The following is a 17378-nucleotide window of genomic DNA, read 5'->3' as shown; positions in this document are numbered from 1 at the left end:
CGACGGCGGGGCGGGCGGGCCGGCGGGCTCCGGTGGTCACACCTTGCGGTCACCGGCCGCCAGCAGGCCCACCACCAGCGCCGCCGCGCACACGCACAGAACCAGGCAGATCGGCACCGTCCAGCCGCCGGTCGCCTGATGGACCGCGCCCGCCGCCAACGGGCCAGCCGCGGCCAGCAGATAGCCGACCGTCTGTGCCATGCCGGACAGCCGCGACGCGGTCACCGCGTCCCCGCTGCGCAGCACGATCAACGTCAGCGCCAGCCCCACCGCGCCGCCCTGCCCGACACCCAGCACCGCCGCCCACAGCCACGCGCCCGGCACCGGGGCCACCATCAGCCCGGCGTACCCGATCGCCACCAGTGAGGTCACCAGGGCGACCAGTGAACGCTGGCCGCGCATCCGGCCGGCGAGCAGGGGCACACCGAAGGCGCCCGCCACCTGGACGAGGTTGTTGAAGGCGAAGACGACACCCGCCGTGGAGCGGCTCATGCCGTGGTCGGTGAGGATCGTCGGCAGCCAGGCGATCAGCACGTACGACCACAGGGACTGCAGCCCCATGAAGAGGGTGACCTGCCAGGCCAGCGGCGAGCGCCAGACGGCGCGGCCGGTGCCCGGGGCCGGGGTGGCCCGCGGCTCGTGGCCGGTGCGGCCGCGCGCGATCAGCACCTGCGGCAGCCAGGCCACCGCGGCCACCAGTGCGAGCAGCGACCAGCATGCCAGCGACGCCCGCCAGCTCCCGCCGAACGCCTTCTCCAGCGGCACCGACGCGGCCGCCACGACCGTCGCGCCGGTGATCATGGCACCCGTGTAGACGGAGGTCATCGAGGCGGCCCGGTCCGGGAAGTCCCGCTTGATCAGGCCGGGCATCAGCACGTTGAGCAGGGCGATGGCCGTGCCGGCCAGCACCCCGCCGCCGTACAGCGCGTACACCGACGGCAGCACCCGCACCAGGATCCCGGCGGCGAGCAGCACCAGCGTGCCCAGCAGCACCACCTCGGTGCCGAACCGCCGTGCCAGCGCGGGCGCGACCAGCGCGCCCAGGCCCAGGAAGAGCACCGGCACCGAGGTCACCAGGGAGGTGGCGGTGGACGTCAGGCCGAAGGCGTCGCTGATCTCGCCCACCAGCGGCGACACACTGGCCAGGGCCGCCCGCATGTTCAGTGAGGCGAGCACGATCCCCACCAGGAGCAGCACCGGACGCGCCAGCGACTCCCGTCGCGCGTCGGCGCCCTCCGGCGAGGGCCGGACACCGGCCTCCGCGTCCAGCAGCAACTGATCGGCATCCGGGCGTGACAAGACGAGCACCTTTCTCAACGACACATGGGGGGCTGCGCGACGGCACCGGTACGGCGCCGCCGCACCGCCCCGGCACGGCCGCACCCGTACCGAGTGGCGGCACCGCCACGGCGCGGCGGCACCGGTATCCAGCGGGATCAGCGGCCGACGATGGCCCTGACCGTCTCCATCGGGACGCGCAGCAGTTCGCGGACCGCGTTCGCCGCCGCGTCCGGGTCACCCGCCTCGACCGCCGCCACCAGCGCCTCGTGCGCCGCCAGGTCGATGGCCGGCATGGCGTGGTCACCGAGCGAGTCCACGAGGCTCTCGTGCACCTGGACGGAGAAGAACCGGTACACCTCGGTGAACGCGGCGTTGTGGGTCGCCTCGACCACCGCGCGGTGGAAGGCGATGTCCGCGTCCGCGTCCCGGTCGCCCTCCTCGCGCAGGGTCGTCAGCGCGGCGCGCAGCCGCAGCAGGTCATGGGTGTCCCGCCGCACCGCCGCCAGACGTGCCGCCTCGGCCTCCAGGGCGATCCGCAGTTCCAGGACGTCCAGGGCGCCCGCGGCCCGTACCCCGCGCAGCACGGCCGCCGGGTCGGCGGTGGAGCGGACGAAGGTGCCGTTGCCCTGGCGGGACTCCAGCAGGCCGGCGTGGACCAGGACGCGGACCGCCTCGCGGACGGTGTTGCGGCCGACACCGAGCTGACCGGCGAGGTCGTGCTCGGTGGGGATGCGGTCCCCGACCGCCCATGTGCCGTCCGCGAGCTGGCCGCGAAGCTGTTCGACCACCGTGTCCACCAGGGAGGTCCGTCCCGCCGCCCGCAACGCCATCCGCCGGTTCCTCCATCGGTCCTGAAACATCCGGTTGCCCAGTCATCCTACAACTTGCCCGGACGATTACTGTGGGCTGGTCTGCGACCACACGCTCACAACCTCGGGAGTAAGCCATGTCAGACCGCTTCGACGTCGTCGTACTCGGAGCAGGCCCCGGCGGCTACGTGGCCGCCATCCGCGCCGCCCAGCTCGGCAAGCGGGTCGCGGTGGTCGAGGAGAAGTACTGGGGCGGTGTCTGCCTGAACGTCGGCTGCATCCCCACGAAGGCGCTGCTGCGCAACGCCGAGCTGGCCCACCTCTTCACGCACGAGGCCAAGACGTACGGCATCAAGGTCGACGGAGAGGTCTCCTTCGACTACGGCGAGGCGTTCCGGCGCAGCCGCCGGGTGGCGGACGGGCGGGTCAAGGGCGTCCACTACCTGATGAAGAAGAACGGCATCACGGAGTTCACCGGCCGGGGCACCTTCCTGGACGCCCACACGCTCCGGATCGCCCAGTCCGACGGCAGCAGCTCCACCATCACGTTCGACAACTGCGTCATCGCCACCGGCGCCACGCCCCGGCTGCTGCCGGGCACGCGGCGCAGCGAACGCGTCGTCACCTACGAGGAGATGATCCTCACCGAGGAGCTGCCGCGGTCGGTGGTGATCGCGGGCGCGGGCGCGATCGGCATCGAGTTCGCGTACGTCCTGCACAACTACGGTGTGAAGGTCACGATCGTCGAGTTCCTGGACCGGATCGCGCCGATGGAGGACGCGGACATCTCGGCGGAGCTGGCGAAGCAGTACCGCAAGCTCGGGATCGACGTCCTGACCTCCACCCGGGTCGAGACGATCGACGAGTCGGGTGAGCAGGTGCGGGTCACCGTGACCGGCAAGGACGGCGAGCAGCGGGTGCTGGAGGCCGACAAGGTGCTCCAGGCGATCGGCTTCGCGCCCAATGTCACCGGCTACGGCCTGGAGGCCACCGGGGTGCGGCTCACCGAGCGCGGTGCCATCGACGTCGACGGCCGCGCGCGGACGTCGGTGCCGCACATCCACGCCATCGGCGACGTGACGGCGAAGCTGATGCTCGCGCACACGGCCGAGGCCATGGGCGTCATCGCCGCCGAGACCATCGCGGACGCCGAGACGATGGAGCTGGACCATGTGATGATCCCGCGCGCCACCTACTGCCAGCCGCAGATCGCCAGCTTCGGCTGGACCGAGGCGCAGGCTCGGGAGAAGGGCTTCGACGTCAAGGTCGCCAAGTTCCCGTTCACGGCGAACGGCAAGGCGCACGGGCTGGGTGAGACGACCGGCTTCGTGAAGCTCATCAGCGACGCCAAGTACGGCGAGCTCATCGGCGCCCACCTGATCGGCCCGGACGTCACCGAGCTGCTGCCCGAGCTGACCCTGGCGCAGCAGTGGGACCTCACGGTCCACGAGGTGGCGCGGAACGTCCACGCGCACCCGACACTCGGCGAGGCGGTCAAGGAGGCCGTGCACGGGCTCGCCGGCCACATGATCAACTTCTGACCCGTACGGGCCGGGCGGCGCGGCGCCGCACAGGGCACCGCGCCGCCGGACACCGGCGGTGCGGGCGCGTCAGCGCCGCAGCAGCTCCTCCAGCACGACGGCGATGCCGTCGTCCTCGTTGGAGGCGGTGATCTCCTGGGCAACGGCCTTCAGTTCGTCGTGGGCGTTGGCCATGGCCACGCCGTGCGTAGCCCAGGCGAACATCGGGATGTCGTTCGGCATGTCGCCGAAGGCGATCGTGTCGGCCGCCCTCAGGCCCAGCCGGCGGGCCGCGAGGGACAGGCCGGTGGCCTTGCTGAGGCCCAGCGGCAGGATCTCCACCACGCCCGCGCCGGCCATGACCACGTCCACCAGCCCGCCGACCACCTCGCGGGCCACCCGGGTCAGGGTGTCGTCGTCCAGCTCGGGGTGCTGGATGTACACCTTGTTGAGGGGGGCGGCCCACACGTCGTCCGGGTTCTCGAACGGCACGGACGGCAGCGGGCCCTCGTGGACCCGGTAGCCGGGGCCGACCAGGACCTCCCCGTCGAGACCGTCCCGGCTGGCGGCCAGGGCCAGCGGACCGACCTCGGCCTCCAGCTTCGCCAGGGCGACGCCGGCCAGCCGGCGGTCCAGGGTGACCGAGGTCAGCAGCCGGTGCTCGCCCGCGTGGTAGACCTGCGCGCCCTGGCCGCAGACGGCGAGGCCGTCGTAACCCAGGTCGTCGAGTATGTGCCGGGTCCAGGGGACGGCGCGGCCGGTGACCACGATGTGCGCGGCGCCCGCCGCCGTCGCGGCGGCGAGCGCGTCACGCGTGCGGGACGAGACCGTGCCGTCGGAGCGCAGCAGCGTCCCGTCCAGGTCGGTCGCGACCAGCTTGTAGGGGAAGGAGGTCACGGGGAAAGGGGCTCCAGGACCTCGCGTCCGCCCAGGTAGGGGCGGAGGACCGGCGGTACCCGCACGGAGCCGTCGGCCTGCTGGTGGTTCTCCAGCAGCGCCACGATGGTGCGCGGCACGGCGCACAGGGTGCCGTTCAGCGTCGCCAGCGGCTGCACGGCCTTCTTGCCGTCGCGGTCCTCACGCATCCGGACGGACAGCCGGCGCGCCTGGAAGCTGTCGCAGTTCGACGCCGACGTCAGCTCGCGGTACTTGCCCTGCGTGGGGATCCACGCCTCGCAGTCGTACTTGCGCGAGGCGGAGGCGCCCAGGTCGCCGGTGGCCACGTCGATCACCTGGAACGGCAGTTCCAGGGAGGTCAGCCACTGCTTCTCCCACTCCAGCAGCCGCTGGTGCTCGGCCTCGGCCTCCTCCGGAGCGACGTACGAGAACATCTCGACCTTGTCGAACTGGTGGACGCGGAAGATGCCACGGGTGTCCTTGCCGTACGTACCGGCCTCGCGCCGGAAGCACGGGGAGAAGCCGGCGTAGCGCAGCGGCAGCTTGTCCGCGTCGACGATCTCGTCCATGTGGTACGCGGCGAGCGGCACCTCGGACGTACCGACCAGGTAGAAGTCGTCCTTCTCCAGGTGGTACACGTTCTCGGCGGCCTGGCCGAGGAAGCCGGTTCCCTCCATGGCGCGCGGCCGGACCAGCGCCGGGGTGAGCATCGGGACGAACCCCGCCTCGGTCGCCTGCGCGATGGCCGCGTTGACCAGGGCCAGCTCCAGCAGCGCGCCCACGCCGGTCAGGTAGTAGAAGCGCGAGCCGGACACCTTGGCCCCGCGCTCGACGTCGATGGCGCCCAGCGCCTCGCCGAGCTCCAGGTGGTCCTTGGGCCGGAAGCCCTCGGCGGCGAAGTCGCGGACGGTGCCGTGCGTCTCCAGGACGACGAAGTCCTCCTCGCCGCCGACCGGCACGTCCGGGTGGACCAGGTTGCCGAGCTGGAGCAGCAGGCGCCTGGCCTCGTCGTCGGCCTCGTGCTGCTCGGCGTCGGCCGCCTTGACGTCGGCCTTGAGCTGCTCGGCCCGCTGGAGGAGCTGCGCGCGCTCCTCGGGAGACGCCTTGGGGATGAGCTTGCCGAGCGCCTTCTGCTCGGAGCGCAGTTCGTCGAAGCGGACGCCGGACGACCTGCGCCGCTCGTCGGCGGAGAGCAGGGCGTCGACGAGGCCGACGTCCTCTCCACGGGCGCGCTGGGAGGCGCGAACACGGTCGGGGTCCTCACGGAGCAGGCGAAGGTCAATCACCCCACCAGGCTACCGGGGCGGGTTCGGCGCACCCCACCCGATATCGCTGTGCGTGTCGTTTTGACCGAAATGCCGGAATGGCAGAAGGGTGTCGGTGATTCCCCCCGCCGCCGGTCGGCAAAGGCCGTCGTCACCGCCGGAAAGGGCCACCGTCAAACGGGCCGCGACTCCAGTGCCCTTGTCCCGCCGGGAACTTGGCGGAGGTTGTCCACAGGGGGATGGATGGCCCATAAGTTATCCACAGGCTGTGTGAAAGATCTGTGGACTCCGGAATTGATCATTACGAGGGTGGGTGCGGGGCGCGGAATTCGCCGCCCAAACCCACCCCACCCACTCATTCGGGTGGGAAATCCCCACTCCATGGAGTTGATCGCGGGAAACGGGGTGACGTGCGGGGCCCTCTCCGGCTGGTGGGCGCCGGGCGGTGAGCGGGTGCGGGATGGGCGCTTTGTCGACTTCGCCGGTTCCCGTCCGCCTGCGGTGTCGACTTGTCCCCAGGTCGAGAAGCCGCCCTGTGGATAACCCGGGGGCGGGTTTCCGGTGGCAGTGGGCGGAGTGAGCCGGGTACGCCGGCCCCGCCCCCTCCGGCGCCCGGCGCCGCACCCGCACCGCACGGCCGGCACCACCGCCGGGCGGCCCGCACCGCGGGGCGGACGGCCCGCACCCGGCCGGCTCGCCACCAGGTCCCGCGGCTCCCGCGGGTCGCTCAGGCCCGGCCGTCCAGGCACCGGGCCAGCCAGTCGGACGCGGCGGTGAAGGCCGGGTCCGACGTGCCCGGGCGCGGCTCGCGCAGGTCCTCCGGCGCGACACCCGCCCGCGGATAGGACCCCAGGAAGCGCACCCTGGGGCACATGCGCTTCAGGCCCATCAGCGCCTCGCCGACGCGCCGGTCGGAGATGTGGCCCTCGGCGTCCACGGCGAAGCAGTAGTTGCCGATGCCCTCACCGGTCGGCCGGGACTGGATGAGCATCAGGTTGACGCCCCGCACCGCGAACTCCTGGAGCAGTTCCAGCAGCGCGCCCGGGCGGTCGTCGCCCAGCCAGAGGACCACCGACGTCTTGTCCGCGCCGGTCGGGGCGGAGGGCCGGGCGGGCCGGCCGACCAGCACGAACCGGGTCTCGGCGTTCTGGGCGTCGTGGATCTCGGTGACCAGCGCGCGCAGTCCGTACGTCGCCGCGGCGAACTCCCCGGCGAAGGCGGCGTCGAACCGCCCCTCCTGCACCAGCCGCGCGCCGTCCGCGTTGGACGCGGCCGACTCCCACACCGCCTCCGGCAGGTGCTCGCGCAGCCAGTTGCGCACCTGAGGCTGGGCGACCGGGTGCCCGGTCACCGTCTTGATGTCCGACAGCTTCGTCCCGGGCCGCACGAGCAGCGCGAAGGCGATCGGCAGCAGCACTTCGCGGTAGATCATCAGCGGTTCGCCCGAGGCGAGTTCGTCCAGGGTCGCCGTCACCCCGCCCTCGACCGAGTTCTCGATCGGTACGAGGGCGGCGGCGGCCTCCCCGTTGCGCACGGCGTCCAGCGCCGCGGGCACCGAGACCATCGGTACGAGTTCCCGTGTCGCGGCTTCCGGGAGCGTACGCAGGGCGGCCTCGGTGAAGGTGCCCTCGGGACCGAGATACGTATAGCGAGTGGCCGACATACCGGTCACCCTAATGCGCCGGCGCGGCGGCGCGCCGCGTTATGACTCCAGCAGCCGCTGACCCACGTACTCGCCCTCGGCCGGCCCGCCGGGGACCGCGAACAGGCCGCTGGCCTCGTGCCGGATGAAGGGGGACAGGGCGTCGCCCCGGTCGAGCTTGCGCTGCACCGGTACGAAGCCCTTCAGCGGGTCCGCCTGCCAGGCGATGAACAGCAGCCCGGCGTCCGGGGTCCCGTCCGCGGCCGTCCCGTCGTGGAAGGAGAACGGGCGGCGCAGCATCGCCGCCCCGCCGTTCTGTTCGGGTGCGGTGATCCGGGCGTGGGCGTTGTCGGCGATGACGAGCCTGCCGTCGGGCCCGGTCGCCTCCAGGTCGGGCTCGGTGGTCTCACCGCCCCCGGTCAGCGGCGCCCCGTCGGACTTCCGGCGCCCGATGACCTGCTCCTGCCGCGCTCGCGGCAGCTTCTCCCAGTCGTCCAGCAGCATCCGGATCCGGCGCACGACGGCGTACGAACCGCCGGCCATCCACGGCTGCGCCCCACCCGACGGCACGAAGATCCGCTCGTCGAAGTCGGGATCGGACGGCTGGGGGTTGTTGGTGCCGTCGACCTGGCCCATCAGATTGCGGGTGGTCATCGGCCGGGCCGTGGCGCCCGGCGAGCGGTTGAAGCCGTTCATCTCCCAGCGCACCCTCGCCGCGGCCCCCGCCTCCCGCTGGATCGCGCGCAGCGCGTGGAAGGCGACCAGCGCGTCGTCGGCGCCGACCTGGACCCACAGGTCGCCGTTGGACCGCTTGGGGTCGAGCCGGTCGGACGAGAAGGCGGGCAGCGGGTCCAGCTCCGCCGGGCGCCGCGCGACCAGACCCGTACGGTCGAAGAAGGAGGCGCCGAACCCGAAGGTGACGGTCAGGGACGAGGGGCCGGCGTCCAGGGCGACCCCGGTATCGCCGTCGGCGCCGCCGGCCGGTTTCCCGGCCATCAGCAGCGCGGCGGCGGCCGACCAGCGGCGCATCAGGGCGACCGCCTCCTTGCGGCCCGCGCCGGGCGCGAGGTCGAAGGCGACCAGGTGGCCGCGCGCCTGGAGGGGCTGGGTGATCCCGGCCTGGTGCGGGCCGTGGAACGGCACGCTGGTCGAGCCGACGGTCGCCAGCGCCGTACCGGGGGGGCCGGCGACGGCCGCGTGGCCCGCCGCGCCACCGGCGGCGCCCAGCACCAGGCCGGCCGCGCCGGCCGCGCCCACGGTGCCCAGCAGCCGCCGTCGGGAGATCTCGAGGTCGTCGGTCGTGTCGCTCACGGTCAGGTCAGCCGATCTTCACGTTCTTGTCGATGGTCGTCTGGTCGATGTCGGAGGTGCGCACGGTCACCCGGATGCGCCAGTCCCCCGGCATCGGGATCTGGAGGCGCGGACTGCTCCAGTGCCCGGCGGCGACCCGGTCGGGTGTCACCGGCAGCGGACCGATGGCCTGTGCCTCCAGGGTGAAGGACACCTTCAGCTCGGGGACGTCCAAGGGCCGCCCGCCGGCGCCGTCCACGAAGACGTGCAGCGCGTTGGCGCCGGAGCGGCCGGGGTCGAGGGTGAGCCGTACGGTCCCCTTGCCCCGCCCCCCGGCCGCTCCGGTGTCGAAGGGCAGCCGCAGGTCGACGGGCCGGTCGGGCACGGCGGCCTGCGAAGCGGCCTGGGTGCGCCCGGCCTCCTCCTGGGTACGGCCCGGCTCGGTCGCCGTCAGGACGGTCGTCACGGCGAGCAGCACCACCGCGACGGACGCCTCGGCCAGTACGGACCGGCGCAGCCCGGCCCGCTCGGCGTCGGCGTCCCGGGCGCGCCTCTTGCGGGCGGTGGCCATGACGGCCCGCTGACGCGCGAGCTGGGCGGCCCGCTCGCCCGCCACGCCGGCGGCCGGCTCGTCCGGGACGGGGGGCGCGGCGTCCGTGTCCTCCCCGGGCACGGTCACGCCCGCCGTCTCCGCCAGCCGCCGCGTCCAGCGCCGGGAGGCCCACGCCACGCCCACCAGGACGGCCACCAGCGCCACCTTGGCGAGGAGCAGCCGCCCGTACGACGTGCCGGTCAGCGCGGAGAGGGAGCCGACCTGGCGCCACGACTGGTACACCCCGGTCGCGGCCAGCACGAGGACCGACCCGAACGCCACCCGCGAGAACCGCCGTACCGCGGACCCCTCGATCGACGGCTCCCGGTACAGCGCGACCAGCAGCGCGGCCAGGCCACCGAGCCAGGCGGCCATCGCCAGCAGGTGCAGGATGTCGACCGGCATCGCGACGCCGGGCTGCACGCCGGTGGAGGCGTGCTCGGAGAGCGCCCAGGTCGCGGCGATGCCGGTGGCGACCACACCGCCCCCGACCGCCAGCCCGAAGGTGAGGTCCCTGGGGTCCTCGTCGTCCCCGCGCCGGGCGTAGGCGCCGAAGAGCACCGCGACGAAGAGCGCCGCCGCGCCGAGCAGCAGCAGCCGCGAGGTGAGCGCGGCGCCCGTCTTGGTCTCCAGGACGGACCTCAGCGCGCCCAGGTCGAAGGCGTCACCGAGCTCGCCCGACCCGGTGTACGGGGCACGCAGCAGCAGCAGGGCGAGCGTCGCCGCGGTCAGCGTCAGCCAGCCGCGGACGACGAGCTGTTGCAGCGGCCGCACCGCCGCGCCGCGCCGCCAGCAGGCCAGCACGAAGGCGGCACCGCCCACCAGCAGGACGAACCCGGCGTACGAGGCGTAGCGCCCGACCCCGTACAGCACCCCGACCAGGCCGCCGCCCGTCGGCTGCTCGGGCAGCGCGACAGTGGTCGTGGACGGGGCGCCGATGGAGAAGGTGAACGCGCCGGACACCGGGTGGCTGTCCGCCGAGACGGCGTGCCAGGCGACGGTGTAGGTGCCGTCGGGCAGCCCCGCGCGCAGGTCGACGCCGTACCTGATGACCGAACCGCTGCACATGTCGCGCACCTCACCGGTGTCGGCGCGCCTGCCGCTCGGCTCCAGTACCCGGATCGCGTCGTCCCCCAGCGCGATCTGCTCGGAGAAGGTGAGCGTGACGCGCTGGGGCGCGGTGGCCACCACCGCCCCGTCCTCCGGGTCGCTCCCGGTCAGCGCGGCGTGCGCGGACGCGGGGGCCGCCCCGGCGAACAGCGCGCCGAGGAGCGCGCCCACCAGCGCGAGCAGGGTGGCCAGGCGCCGCGGCCCCGGCCGTGCCGGAGCGGTGCCGGGGCCCGGGCGCGGGACGCCGCAGAGGTGCGGGGCGGTGGCCGTCATGGTGTGTCAGTTCCCCATGCCTAGTGCTTCGCCGGGTTGTGGTTGCGGGCTTCCACCGGAAGCTCGACCTTGATCGGGTCGGACTTCTCGAAGTGCAGTTCCACCGAGACCTTCTCGCCCTGCTTCGGCTTCTGCTTGATGTTCATGAACATGATGTGGTTGCCGCCGCGTTCGAGCCTCAGCTCACCGTTGGCGGGGACGTCGAAGGACGCCACCTGCCGCATCTTCTGGTCCTTCGTCTCGTGTATCTGGACGTCGTCGGAGAGCGGGCTGGTGACCGAGGTCAGCTTGTCGGCGGTACCGCTGTCGTTCCTGATGGTCAGGAAGCCGCCCGCCATGTCCGACACGGGCTGCGGCATGAAGGCGCCGCTGACCTTCAGCTCCGGCTTGCCGGAACCGTCGTCGGACGAGGAGGAGCAGCCCGCCAGCGCCAGGCCCCCGGCGAGGGCGACGGCGGAGGCGGCGGCGGTCAGGGTGGTGCGGCGGTTCACGGGTTCTCCCCCTTGATGATCTTCGGCAGGTCCTTGGCGTACTCCTCGGCGGTGGTGTCCTCGCCGTACAGGACATAGCCCTGGTCGGTCCTGGGCGAGAACGCGATCACCTGAGCGCCGTGCATGGAGACGACCGTGCCGTCCTTCTCCTTCTTCGGCGGGTCGATGCTGATGCCGAGCTGGCGCGCGCCCGCCTGGATGGTGGCGAACTCGCCGGTGAGACCGGTGAAGGAGGGGTCCCCCGCGGAGGGCAGCCAGGTGGCGAGCGAGGCGGCGGTGTCCCGTTCGGGGTCGGTGGTGACGAAGACGACCTGGAGCCTGTCCTGGTCGGCCTTGGGGAGCTTCTTCTTGGCGATGGCGATGTTGCTCATCGTCAGCGGGCAGACGTCGGGACAGTGGGTGTAGCCGAAGTAGACCAGCGTCGGCCGGCCCTTGGTGCGCTCGCGGAGGTCGTACGGGCGGCCCTTGGTGTCGGTGAGGACCAGATCGGGCTTCTCGAACGGGCGGTCCAGGACCGCCCCGGGCTTCTCGCTGCCCGGGGCCACGGACACATCGGCGACCGGGCCGGCCTTGGCGCCGTCGTCACCGCCGCAGGCGGACAGGGTGAGGGCCGACGCGGCGACGAGCGCCGCCGCGATCAGCGGGGTGCGCCGGGCGCGGCGGGGCCGCGCGGCGCGCATCAGGTTGCGCATGGGGTTTCTCTCTCGGATCTGGGTTGCGGCGGCCCGTCAGGCCGACCGGCGGCGCCCGGCCAGGACGCCGAAGGCGACGCCGGCGGCGCCGACCAGGATGCCGACGACGCCGAGGACACGGGCGGTGGTGTCGCTGGCATCGGCCGGCGCCGCGCTCTTCTGCTGCGTACCGCCGCTCTTGGCGGGGTCGTTCTTCGCGGTGCCGGCGTGGTGGTCGTCGGCCGCCTCGGACAGCTTCAGCACCGGCGCGGGGGTCTCCGGCTCCGGGGAGCCCTCCTTGGGCTCCTCGATCCAGCGCACGACCTCCTTGTTGTCGTACGTCTGCAGGGCCTTGAAGACGAGCCGGTCGGCGTCCTCGGGCAACCGGCCCATCGACACCGGGAACTGCTGGAACTCGCCGGTGCCGATCTTCGAACCGGCCGCCGTCCAGGTGATCTTGGAGGGGGCCTCGGTGATCTTCTTGCCGTGCACCTCGAGCGGCTCGGCCAGCTTGGTCTTGGTGACCTCCACCTTCCAGCCCGGCACGGGCTGCGGCATGACCGAGGCCAGCGGGTGCTCGGCGGGCAGGCTGACCTCCAGCTTCACGGTCGAGTCGTTGTCGCGCTCGTTGGGCACCTTGAAGTTGACCGTCGCGTACCCGCCCTTGGCGGCCTCGCCCTGCGGCTGCACGCTGACGTGCGCGAAGGCGGTGCCGGAGAGCAGGAGGACGCAGGAGGCGGCGAGGCCGCCGGCGAGGGCGACACGCGGGACGGCACGGGAAACGCTCATGACAAACACTCCATGGGGAGGAAGGGGGCGAGTGCGCCGGCGCGCGTACGGTCGCGCGCGGGCACCGCGGCACCACTCCCGTCGAGCGGGCCGCGTCAGGCTGCGAGGTGGAATACGGCCGGGGGGCCGCGCCTGATCACCGCGTGCTGGAGTGTCTGGTTGCCGGCGGGCGGCGGCTGGTCGTCCCGGGCGCGCGAGGCGCGCGGACCGGGGACGGGCAGCACCTGGAGCCCGGCCACCAGGGCGCGCGCCAGGACGAGGGCGGCGCGCAGCGAGCGTACGAGAGCCGCCTCGGTGACCTCGGTGGCGCCGCGCGCCGACAGGCCGGCCAGCTTCAGCAGCGCCAGGTCGCCGCGGCGCAGCAGCCAGCCGGTCGCCAGGGCGGCCAGCAGGTGCCCGAGCACCATGGGGAGGCTGGGCCACAGCCCGGCGGCCGGTCCGGCGCCGTGCCCCGCGTGCCCGGTCACGGCGGTGGCCGGGTCGAGCCCGGCCGCGGTGAGGATCCGGTGGGCGTCGGCGGGGCTCAGCGAGGAGGCACCCGCGCCGCACACCAGCTTGGCCGCGGTCCGGACCAGTGCGTCGTCCGCCTGGACGCCGACCGTGAGGCGCGGGTTCTGCCCGAGCGCGAACAGGACGTGCAGGCCCAGTTGGCCACCGGTCAGCGCGGTGATGATCACCGGAAGCGACCGTTCCCGCCCGGCGAGGGCCGCCGCGACGCCGTAGACCGCGACGAAGCCGACGGCGAGCGTCCACCACGGGACGGTCTCGCAGCCGGCGAGCACATGCCCCAGCGCGGACAGCACGACACAGACCGCGGTGAACACCGCGGCCCTCAGCAGCCGTGGACCAGCGAACGGGGCAGACATGGCCGGGCCATCATCGCACTGCCCCCCGCACGCCCACACGGCAGGTCCGGAAGATCACCCTTTGCGGCATACACCGGCGTACGAGGTACGCGCGTCCGCCGAACGAGCGCTCCGGGGTCAACGCGGCGCTTACGGCCCACGGCAGGGGGCAATACGTATCGGTATGTCGAGCCGCAGCCAGGAGGCTGGAGCATGAGCATCTGGTGGTCTCTCCATTTGCGGCGCGAGGCTGCGAGTGTGCCGCTCGCCCGCCGCCTCCTCCTCGGCACCATGGAGACCGCGGGGGTCGACCCGGACATCTCCTACGATCTGTCGCTCGCCCTCAGCGAGGCATGCGCCAACGCGGTCGAGCACGGCGGGCGGACCGGGTCCGGGGAGGCCTGCGCGGAGTTCCGGGTGACCGCGTACCTGGACGGCGAGAAGTGCCGCATCGAGGTGGCGGACTCGGGACCGGGCTTCCCCGCGGGCCGGGTGCGCACCGTCCGCAGGCCCGTGCCCGCCGAGGCGGAGAGCGGCCGGGGCCTGAGTCTCATCGAGGAGCTGGCCGACCACGTCCACATCGGGAACAGGTCCGGCCGGGGCGGCGCGGTGGTGAGCTTCGACAAGATCGTCAAGTGGCGGTCGGACGCGCCGCTCGCGGTCGGCTGACGAAGGAGGGCCCCGCCCCGGAACCGGGTGCGGGGCCTTCGCCGACTGCCGGGCGGGATCAGCCCTTCAGGCCCGCCATCCACGCCTCGACCTCGTCGGACCGGCGCGGCAGCGCGGCCGACAGGTTCCGGTTGCCGTCCTCGGTGACCAGGATGTCGTCCTCGATGCGCACGCCGATGCCCCGGTACTCCTCCGGCACCGTGAGGTCGTCGGCCTGGAAGTACAGGCCCGGCTCCACGGTCAGGCACATCCCCGGCTCCAGCACCCCGTCCACGTACGTCTCGGTGCGGGCCACCGCGCAGTCGTGGACGTCCATGCCGAGCATGTGGCCGGTGCCGTGCAGGGTCCAGCGGCGCTGGAGACCCAGCTCCAGGACGCGCTCGACCGGACCGTCGACCAGGCCCCACTCCACCAGCCTCGTGGCGAGGACGCGCTGCGCGGCGTCGTGGAAGTCGCGGAACTTGGCGCCCGGCCTCACCGCCGCGATGCCGGCCTCCTGCGCCTCGTACACCGCGTCGTAGATCTTGCGCTGGAGCTCGGTGAAACGGCCGTTGATCGGCAGCGTCCGGGTCACGTCCGCCGTGTAGAAGGTGGTCGTCTCCACACCGGCGTCCAGCAGCAGCAGCTCGCCGTCGCGCACCGGGCCGTCGTTGCGCACCCAGTGCAGCGTGGTGGCGTGCGGGCCGGCCGCGCAGATGGAGCCGTAGCCGATGTCGTTGCCCTCGACGCGGGCGCGCAGGAAGAAGGTGCCCTCGATGTAGCGCTCGCTGGTCGCCCGCGCCTGGTCCAGCACCTTGACGACGTCCTCGAAGCCACGGGCGGTCGAGTCGCAGGCGCGCTGGAGCTCGCCGATCTCGAACTCGTCCTTCACCAGGCGGGCCTCGGAGAGGTGGACGCGCAGCTCCTCGTCGCGCTCGGCGGTGACCTTGTCGCTCAGCGCCGCCTCGATGCCGGCGTCGTGCCCCCGGACGTTGCGGACGGGGCCGGTCGCCTCGCGCAGCAGCGCGGGCAGCTCGCGGACGTCCTCGGCCGGGATGCCCAGCCGCCGCTCCGCCTCAGCGAGGGAGTACCGGCGGCCGACCCACAGCTCGCCCTGGCCGTCCAGCCAGAACTCGCCGTTCTCCCGGTCCGAGCGCGGCAGCAGGTAGACCGTCGCCCGGTGGCTGTCCCGCTCGGGCTCCAGCACCAGCACGCTGTCGTGGGTGTCGTCGCCGGTGAGGTAGGCGTACTCGGTGGAGGGGCGGAAGGCGTACTCGGTGTCGTTGGAGCGGGTCTTGAGGTTCCCCGAGGGGATCACCAGGCGCTCGCCGGGGAAGCGGCGGGACAGCGCGGCGCGCCGGGCGGCGGTGCGGGCGGCCTGCGGAACGGGCTCCAGGTCGCGCAGCTCCGTGTCGGCCCAGCCGGACTTCATGTTCTCCGCGAGCTCGTCGGACACGCCCGGGTACAGGCCGTTCTTGCGCTGCTTGATCGGCTCTTCGGACTCTTCCGGGGTCTCCGGGGTGAGCTCTTCGGCCACGGTCCGCCTCCTGTTGGTACGACCTGTTCGGTACGACACTGAACCGTCACCATCGTACGGTCGTACGGAAGAGGCCCACAGGGGCGTAAGTCACTCGAACCGGACAGCCAGCAGCACCACGTCCTCCGCGCTGCCGGTGTCCTGCGGCAGCACCGCGCGCAGCACGTGGTCGGCGACGGCGGCCGGGTCGGACCGGTCGGCCTTCGGTACCGTCGCCGCCGCCGCGTGCAACCGCGCGAAGGCCCGGTCCATGGGCTCGCCGGTGCGCCGCAGCAGGCCGTCCGTGTAGAGCAGCACCGTTTCTCCGGGTTCGACCGCGAGGTCGACGCTGGGCGCCTCCCAGCACGACAGCATGCCCAGCGGCGCCGACAGGGACGTCTCCACGTACTCGGTGCGCTGCTCCCCGGTGACCAGCGGCGGGCAGTGCCCGGCCCCGGCCAGGACCACCTTGCGCCGTGCCGGCTCGGCGTAGGCGAACAGGGCGGTGGCGGAGCGGGCGGGCTCGGTCAGCCGCAGCAGCAGTTCCAGGTCCGACAGGACGGCGACCGGGTCCTCGCCCTCCATCACGGCGTACGCCCGCAGCGAGGCCCGCAGCCGCCCCATGGCGGCCAGCGCGCTGGGCCCCGTCCCGGAGACCGAACCGACGGCCAGTCCCAGCGCGCCCTCCGGCAGCGGCAGCGCGTCGTACCAGTCCCCGCCGCCGCGCGGCGAGGTGCGGTGCCGGGCGGCGAGCTGGACGCCGGGGACCCGGGGCAGCCGGCTGGGCAGCAGTTCCTCGGCGATGGTGGCCATCGTCGCGCGGTTGCGGGCCAGCTCCAGCAGGCGGGCCAGGTGCTCGGAGGCGTACCGCCCGTAGAGGCCGACCAGGTGGCGGCGGCGCGGTGCCGGTTCGGCCGGCTCGTCGTACAGCCAGACGGCGGCGCCCAGTCCGCCGGCCGCGTCGGTGACCAGCGGCACGGCGTAACTGGCGGCGTAGCCCAGGAGGGCGGCGACCTCCCGGTGGCGCGGGTCGAGGTCCTCGTCGCGGAACAGGTCCGGGACGGCGACCGCGGCGGGCAGGCCTTCGAGGACGGGGCCGTACGGGCCGGCGCCGCGCGGCACCGTCTCGATGTGGCCCAGCTCGGCGTGGGCCAGGCCGAGGCCGACGGTGGTGGCGGGGCCGTGGCCGTCGGCCGGTTCGAGGACGGCCATGCCCCGGCGGGCGCCCACGAGGGCGGCGCCGGCGTGCAGCAGTTCGCGCAGGGCGTCGTCGAGGCAGTCGGTACGGGCGAGACGTTCGGTGAGTTCGTGCAGGGTGGTGAGGTCGGAGACCCAGCCGGCCAGCCGGTCCTGGATCATCACACCGGGCGCGGCCGACGCGGCGGGGATGCCCGGGTGGGGCGTCGCAGTGTGCGCGGGAGCGGGAACTGTTGGATCGATTCCAGCCACTTTCGGCACCTGGGGGGCGCTCATGGCTGCCGGCTTTTCGACGGGTGCGTTTCGCTCAATAGCATCGCAAACCCCCATGTCATTCTGCGCCGCTGTCACTGCATCCACATGTACACGCAGAAGTAAGGGGATGTCCAGCATTGTCACGGGAGGGCGCGCGGTGTTTACGTGCGGCCTAACTTGGCTCAAAAATGCCTCCTATGGACGCGATTTGCGATCGACTGAGCCCGTTCGAAAAGGGGCACCACCCGGGGCGGCGTCGTACGACGGGGTCCTGGGCGGGGTCCCGG

Annotated in this window: 15 protein-coding genes; 2 read left to right on the top strand and 13 right to left on the bottom strand. The window is 73.1% G+C overall.

Going from position 1 to position 17378, the window contains the following annotated elements; genetic code table 11:
* Window positions 1-36: 36 nt before the first annotated feature.
* The gene (locus tag AB0H53_RS03820; protein ID WP_362106646.1) at window positions 37-1299 is read right to left on the bottom strand and encodes an MFS transporter; all 1263 of its coding nucleotides are present in this window, start codon (window positions 1297-1299) and stop codon (window positions 37-39) included.
* Between the two features lie 137 nt (window positions 1300-1436).
* The gene (locus AB0H53_RS03815; RefSeq protein WP_362106643.1) at window positions 1437-2111 is read right to left on the bottom strand and encodes an FCD domain-containing protein; all 675 of its coding nucleotides are present in this window, start codon (window positions 2109-2111) and stop codon (window positions 1437-1439) included.
* A 116-nt stretch (window positions 2112-2227) separates the two neighbouring features.
* Between AB0H53_RS03815 and lpdA the strand changes: the two genes are divergently transcribed.
* Complete coding sequence (lpdA, locus tag AB0H53_RS03810; RefSeq protein ID WP_362106640.1) at window positions 2228-3631, top strand: dihydrolipoyl dehydrogenase; 1404 nt, start codon at window positions 2228-2230, stop codon at window positions 3629-3631.
* Between the two features lie 69 nt (window positions 3632-3700).
* Here lpdA and AB0H53_RS03805 read toward each other — a convergent pair whose 3' ends face one another.
* The 9 genes from AB0H53_RS03805 to AB0H53_RS03765 form a co-directional block, all read right to left on the bottom strand.
* Entirely contained in the window at window positions 3701-4507 is an 807-nt protein-coding gene (locus AB0H53_RS03805; protein WP_362106637.1) for an HAD family hydrolase, read from the bottom strand.
* On the bottom strand, window positions 4504-5793 hold the full coding sequence (gene serS / locus AB0H53_RS03800) for a serine--tRNA ligase (RefSeq protein WP_362106634.1): 1290 nt from the start codon (window positions 5791-5793) through the stop codon (window positions 4504-4506). The genes AB0H53_RS03805 and serS overlap by 4 nt, the downstream gene beginning before the upstream one ends.
* Window positions 5794-6499: 706 nt before the next feature.
* Window positions 6500-7435: a prephenate dehydratase gene (pheA, locus tag AB0H53_RS03795; RefSeq protein WP_362106631.1), complete on the bottom strand. Its 936-nt coding sequence runs from the start codon at window positions 7433-7435 to the stop codon at window positions 6500-6502.
* A gap of 39 nt (window positions 7436-7474) precedes the next feature.
* Complete coding sequence (gene efeB / locus AB0H53_RS03790; RefSeq protein ID WP_362106628.1) at window positions 7475-8725, bottom strand: iron uptake transporter deferrochelatase/peroxidase subunit; 1251 nt, start codon at window positions 8723-8725, stop codon at window positions 7475-7477.
* Window positions 8726-8732: 7 nt separating this feature from the next.
* A complete protein-coding gene (locus AB0H53_RS03785; RefSeq protein WP_362106626.1) occupies window positions 8733-10679 on the bottom strand; it encodes a copper resistance protein CopC in 1947 nt (648 codons plus the stop codon).
* A gap of 20 nt (window positions 10680-10699) precedes the next feature.
* Window positions 10700-11170 carry a copper chaperone PCu(A)C gene (locus AB0H53_RS03780; RefSeq protein WP_362106623.1) on the bottom strand — a complete coding sequence of 157 codons (471 nt, stop codon included), beginning with the start codon at window positions 11168-11170 and terminating at the stop codon, window positions 10700-10702.
* A complete protein-coding gene (locus AB0H53_RS03775; protein ID WP_362107209.1) occupies window positions 11167-11850 on the bottom strand; it encodes an SCO family protein in 684 nt (227 codons plus the stop codon). Before AB0H53_RS03775 ends, AB0H53_RS03780 begins: the two co-directional genes overlap by 4 nt.
* Window positions 11851-11898: 48 nt before the next feature.
* Window positions 11899-12630, bottom strand: a complete 732-nt coding sequence (locus tag AB0H53_RS03770; protein ID WP_362106620.1) for a YcnI family protein — start codon at window positions 12628-12630, stop codon at window positions 11899-11901.
* A gap of 95 nt (window positions 12631-12725) precedes the next feature.
* On the bottom strand, window positions 12726-13496 hold the full coding sequence (locus AB0H53_RS03765) for a hypothetical protein (protein WP_362106617.1): 771 nt from the start codon (window positions 13494-13496) through the stop codon (window positions 12726-12728).
* Window positions 13497-13688: 192 nt separating this feature from the next.
* Here AB0H53_RS03765 and AB0H53_RS03760 point away from each other — a divergent pair, with 192 nt between their 5' ends.
* The gene (locus tag AB0H53_RS03760; protein ID WP_362106614.1) at window positions 13689-14144 is read left to right on the top strand and encodes an ATP-binding protein; all 456 of its coding nucleotides are present in this window, start codon (window positions 13689-13691) and stop codon (window positions 14142-14144) included.
* Between the two features lie 58 nt (window positions 14145-14202).
* Here AB0H53_RS03760 and AB0H53_RS03755 read toward each other — a convergent pair whose 3' ends face one another.
* Both AB0H53_RS03755 and AB0H53_RS03750 read right to left on the bottom strand, forming a co-directional pair.
* Window positions 14203-15660 carry an aminopeptidase P family protein gene (locus AB0H53_RS03755; protein WP_362106611.1) on the bottom strand — a complete coding sequence of 486 codons (1458 nt, stop codon included), beginning with the start codon at window positions 15658-15660 and terminating at the stop codon, window positions 14203-14205.
* A 90-nt stretch (window positions 15661-15750) separates the two neighbouring features.
* Window positions 15751-17229, bottom strand: coding sequence for a PP2C family protein-serine/threonine phosphatase (locus AB0H53_RS03750; RefSeq protein ID WP_362107207.1), 1479 nt, complete (start codon window positions 17227-17229; stop codon window positions 15751-15753).
* Window positions 17230-17378: the final 149 nt, after the last annotated feature.

The organism is Streptomyces sp. NPDC050856 (assembly GCF_040653855.1).
In the GTDB taxonomy this organism is placed as follows: domain Bacteria; phylum Actinomycetota; class Actinomycetes; order Streptomycetales; family Streptomycetaceae; genus Streptomyces.
This window is presented reverse-complemented; position numbering and strand designations above follow the sequence as displayed.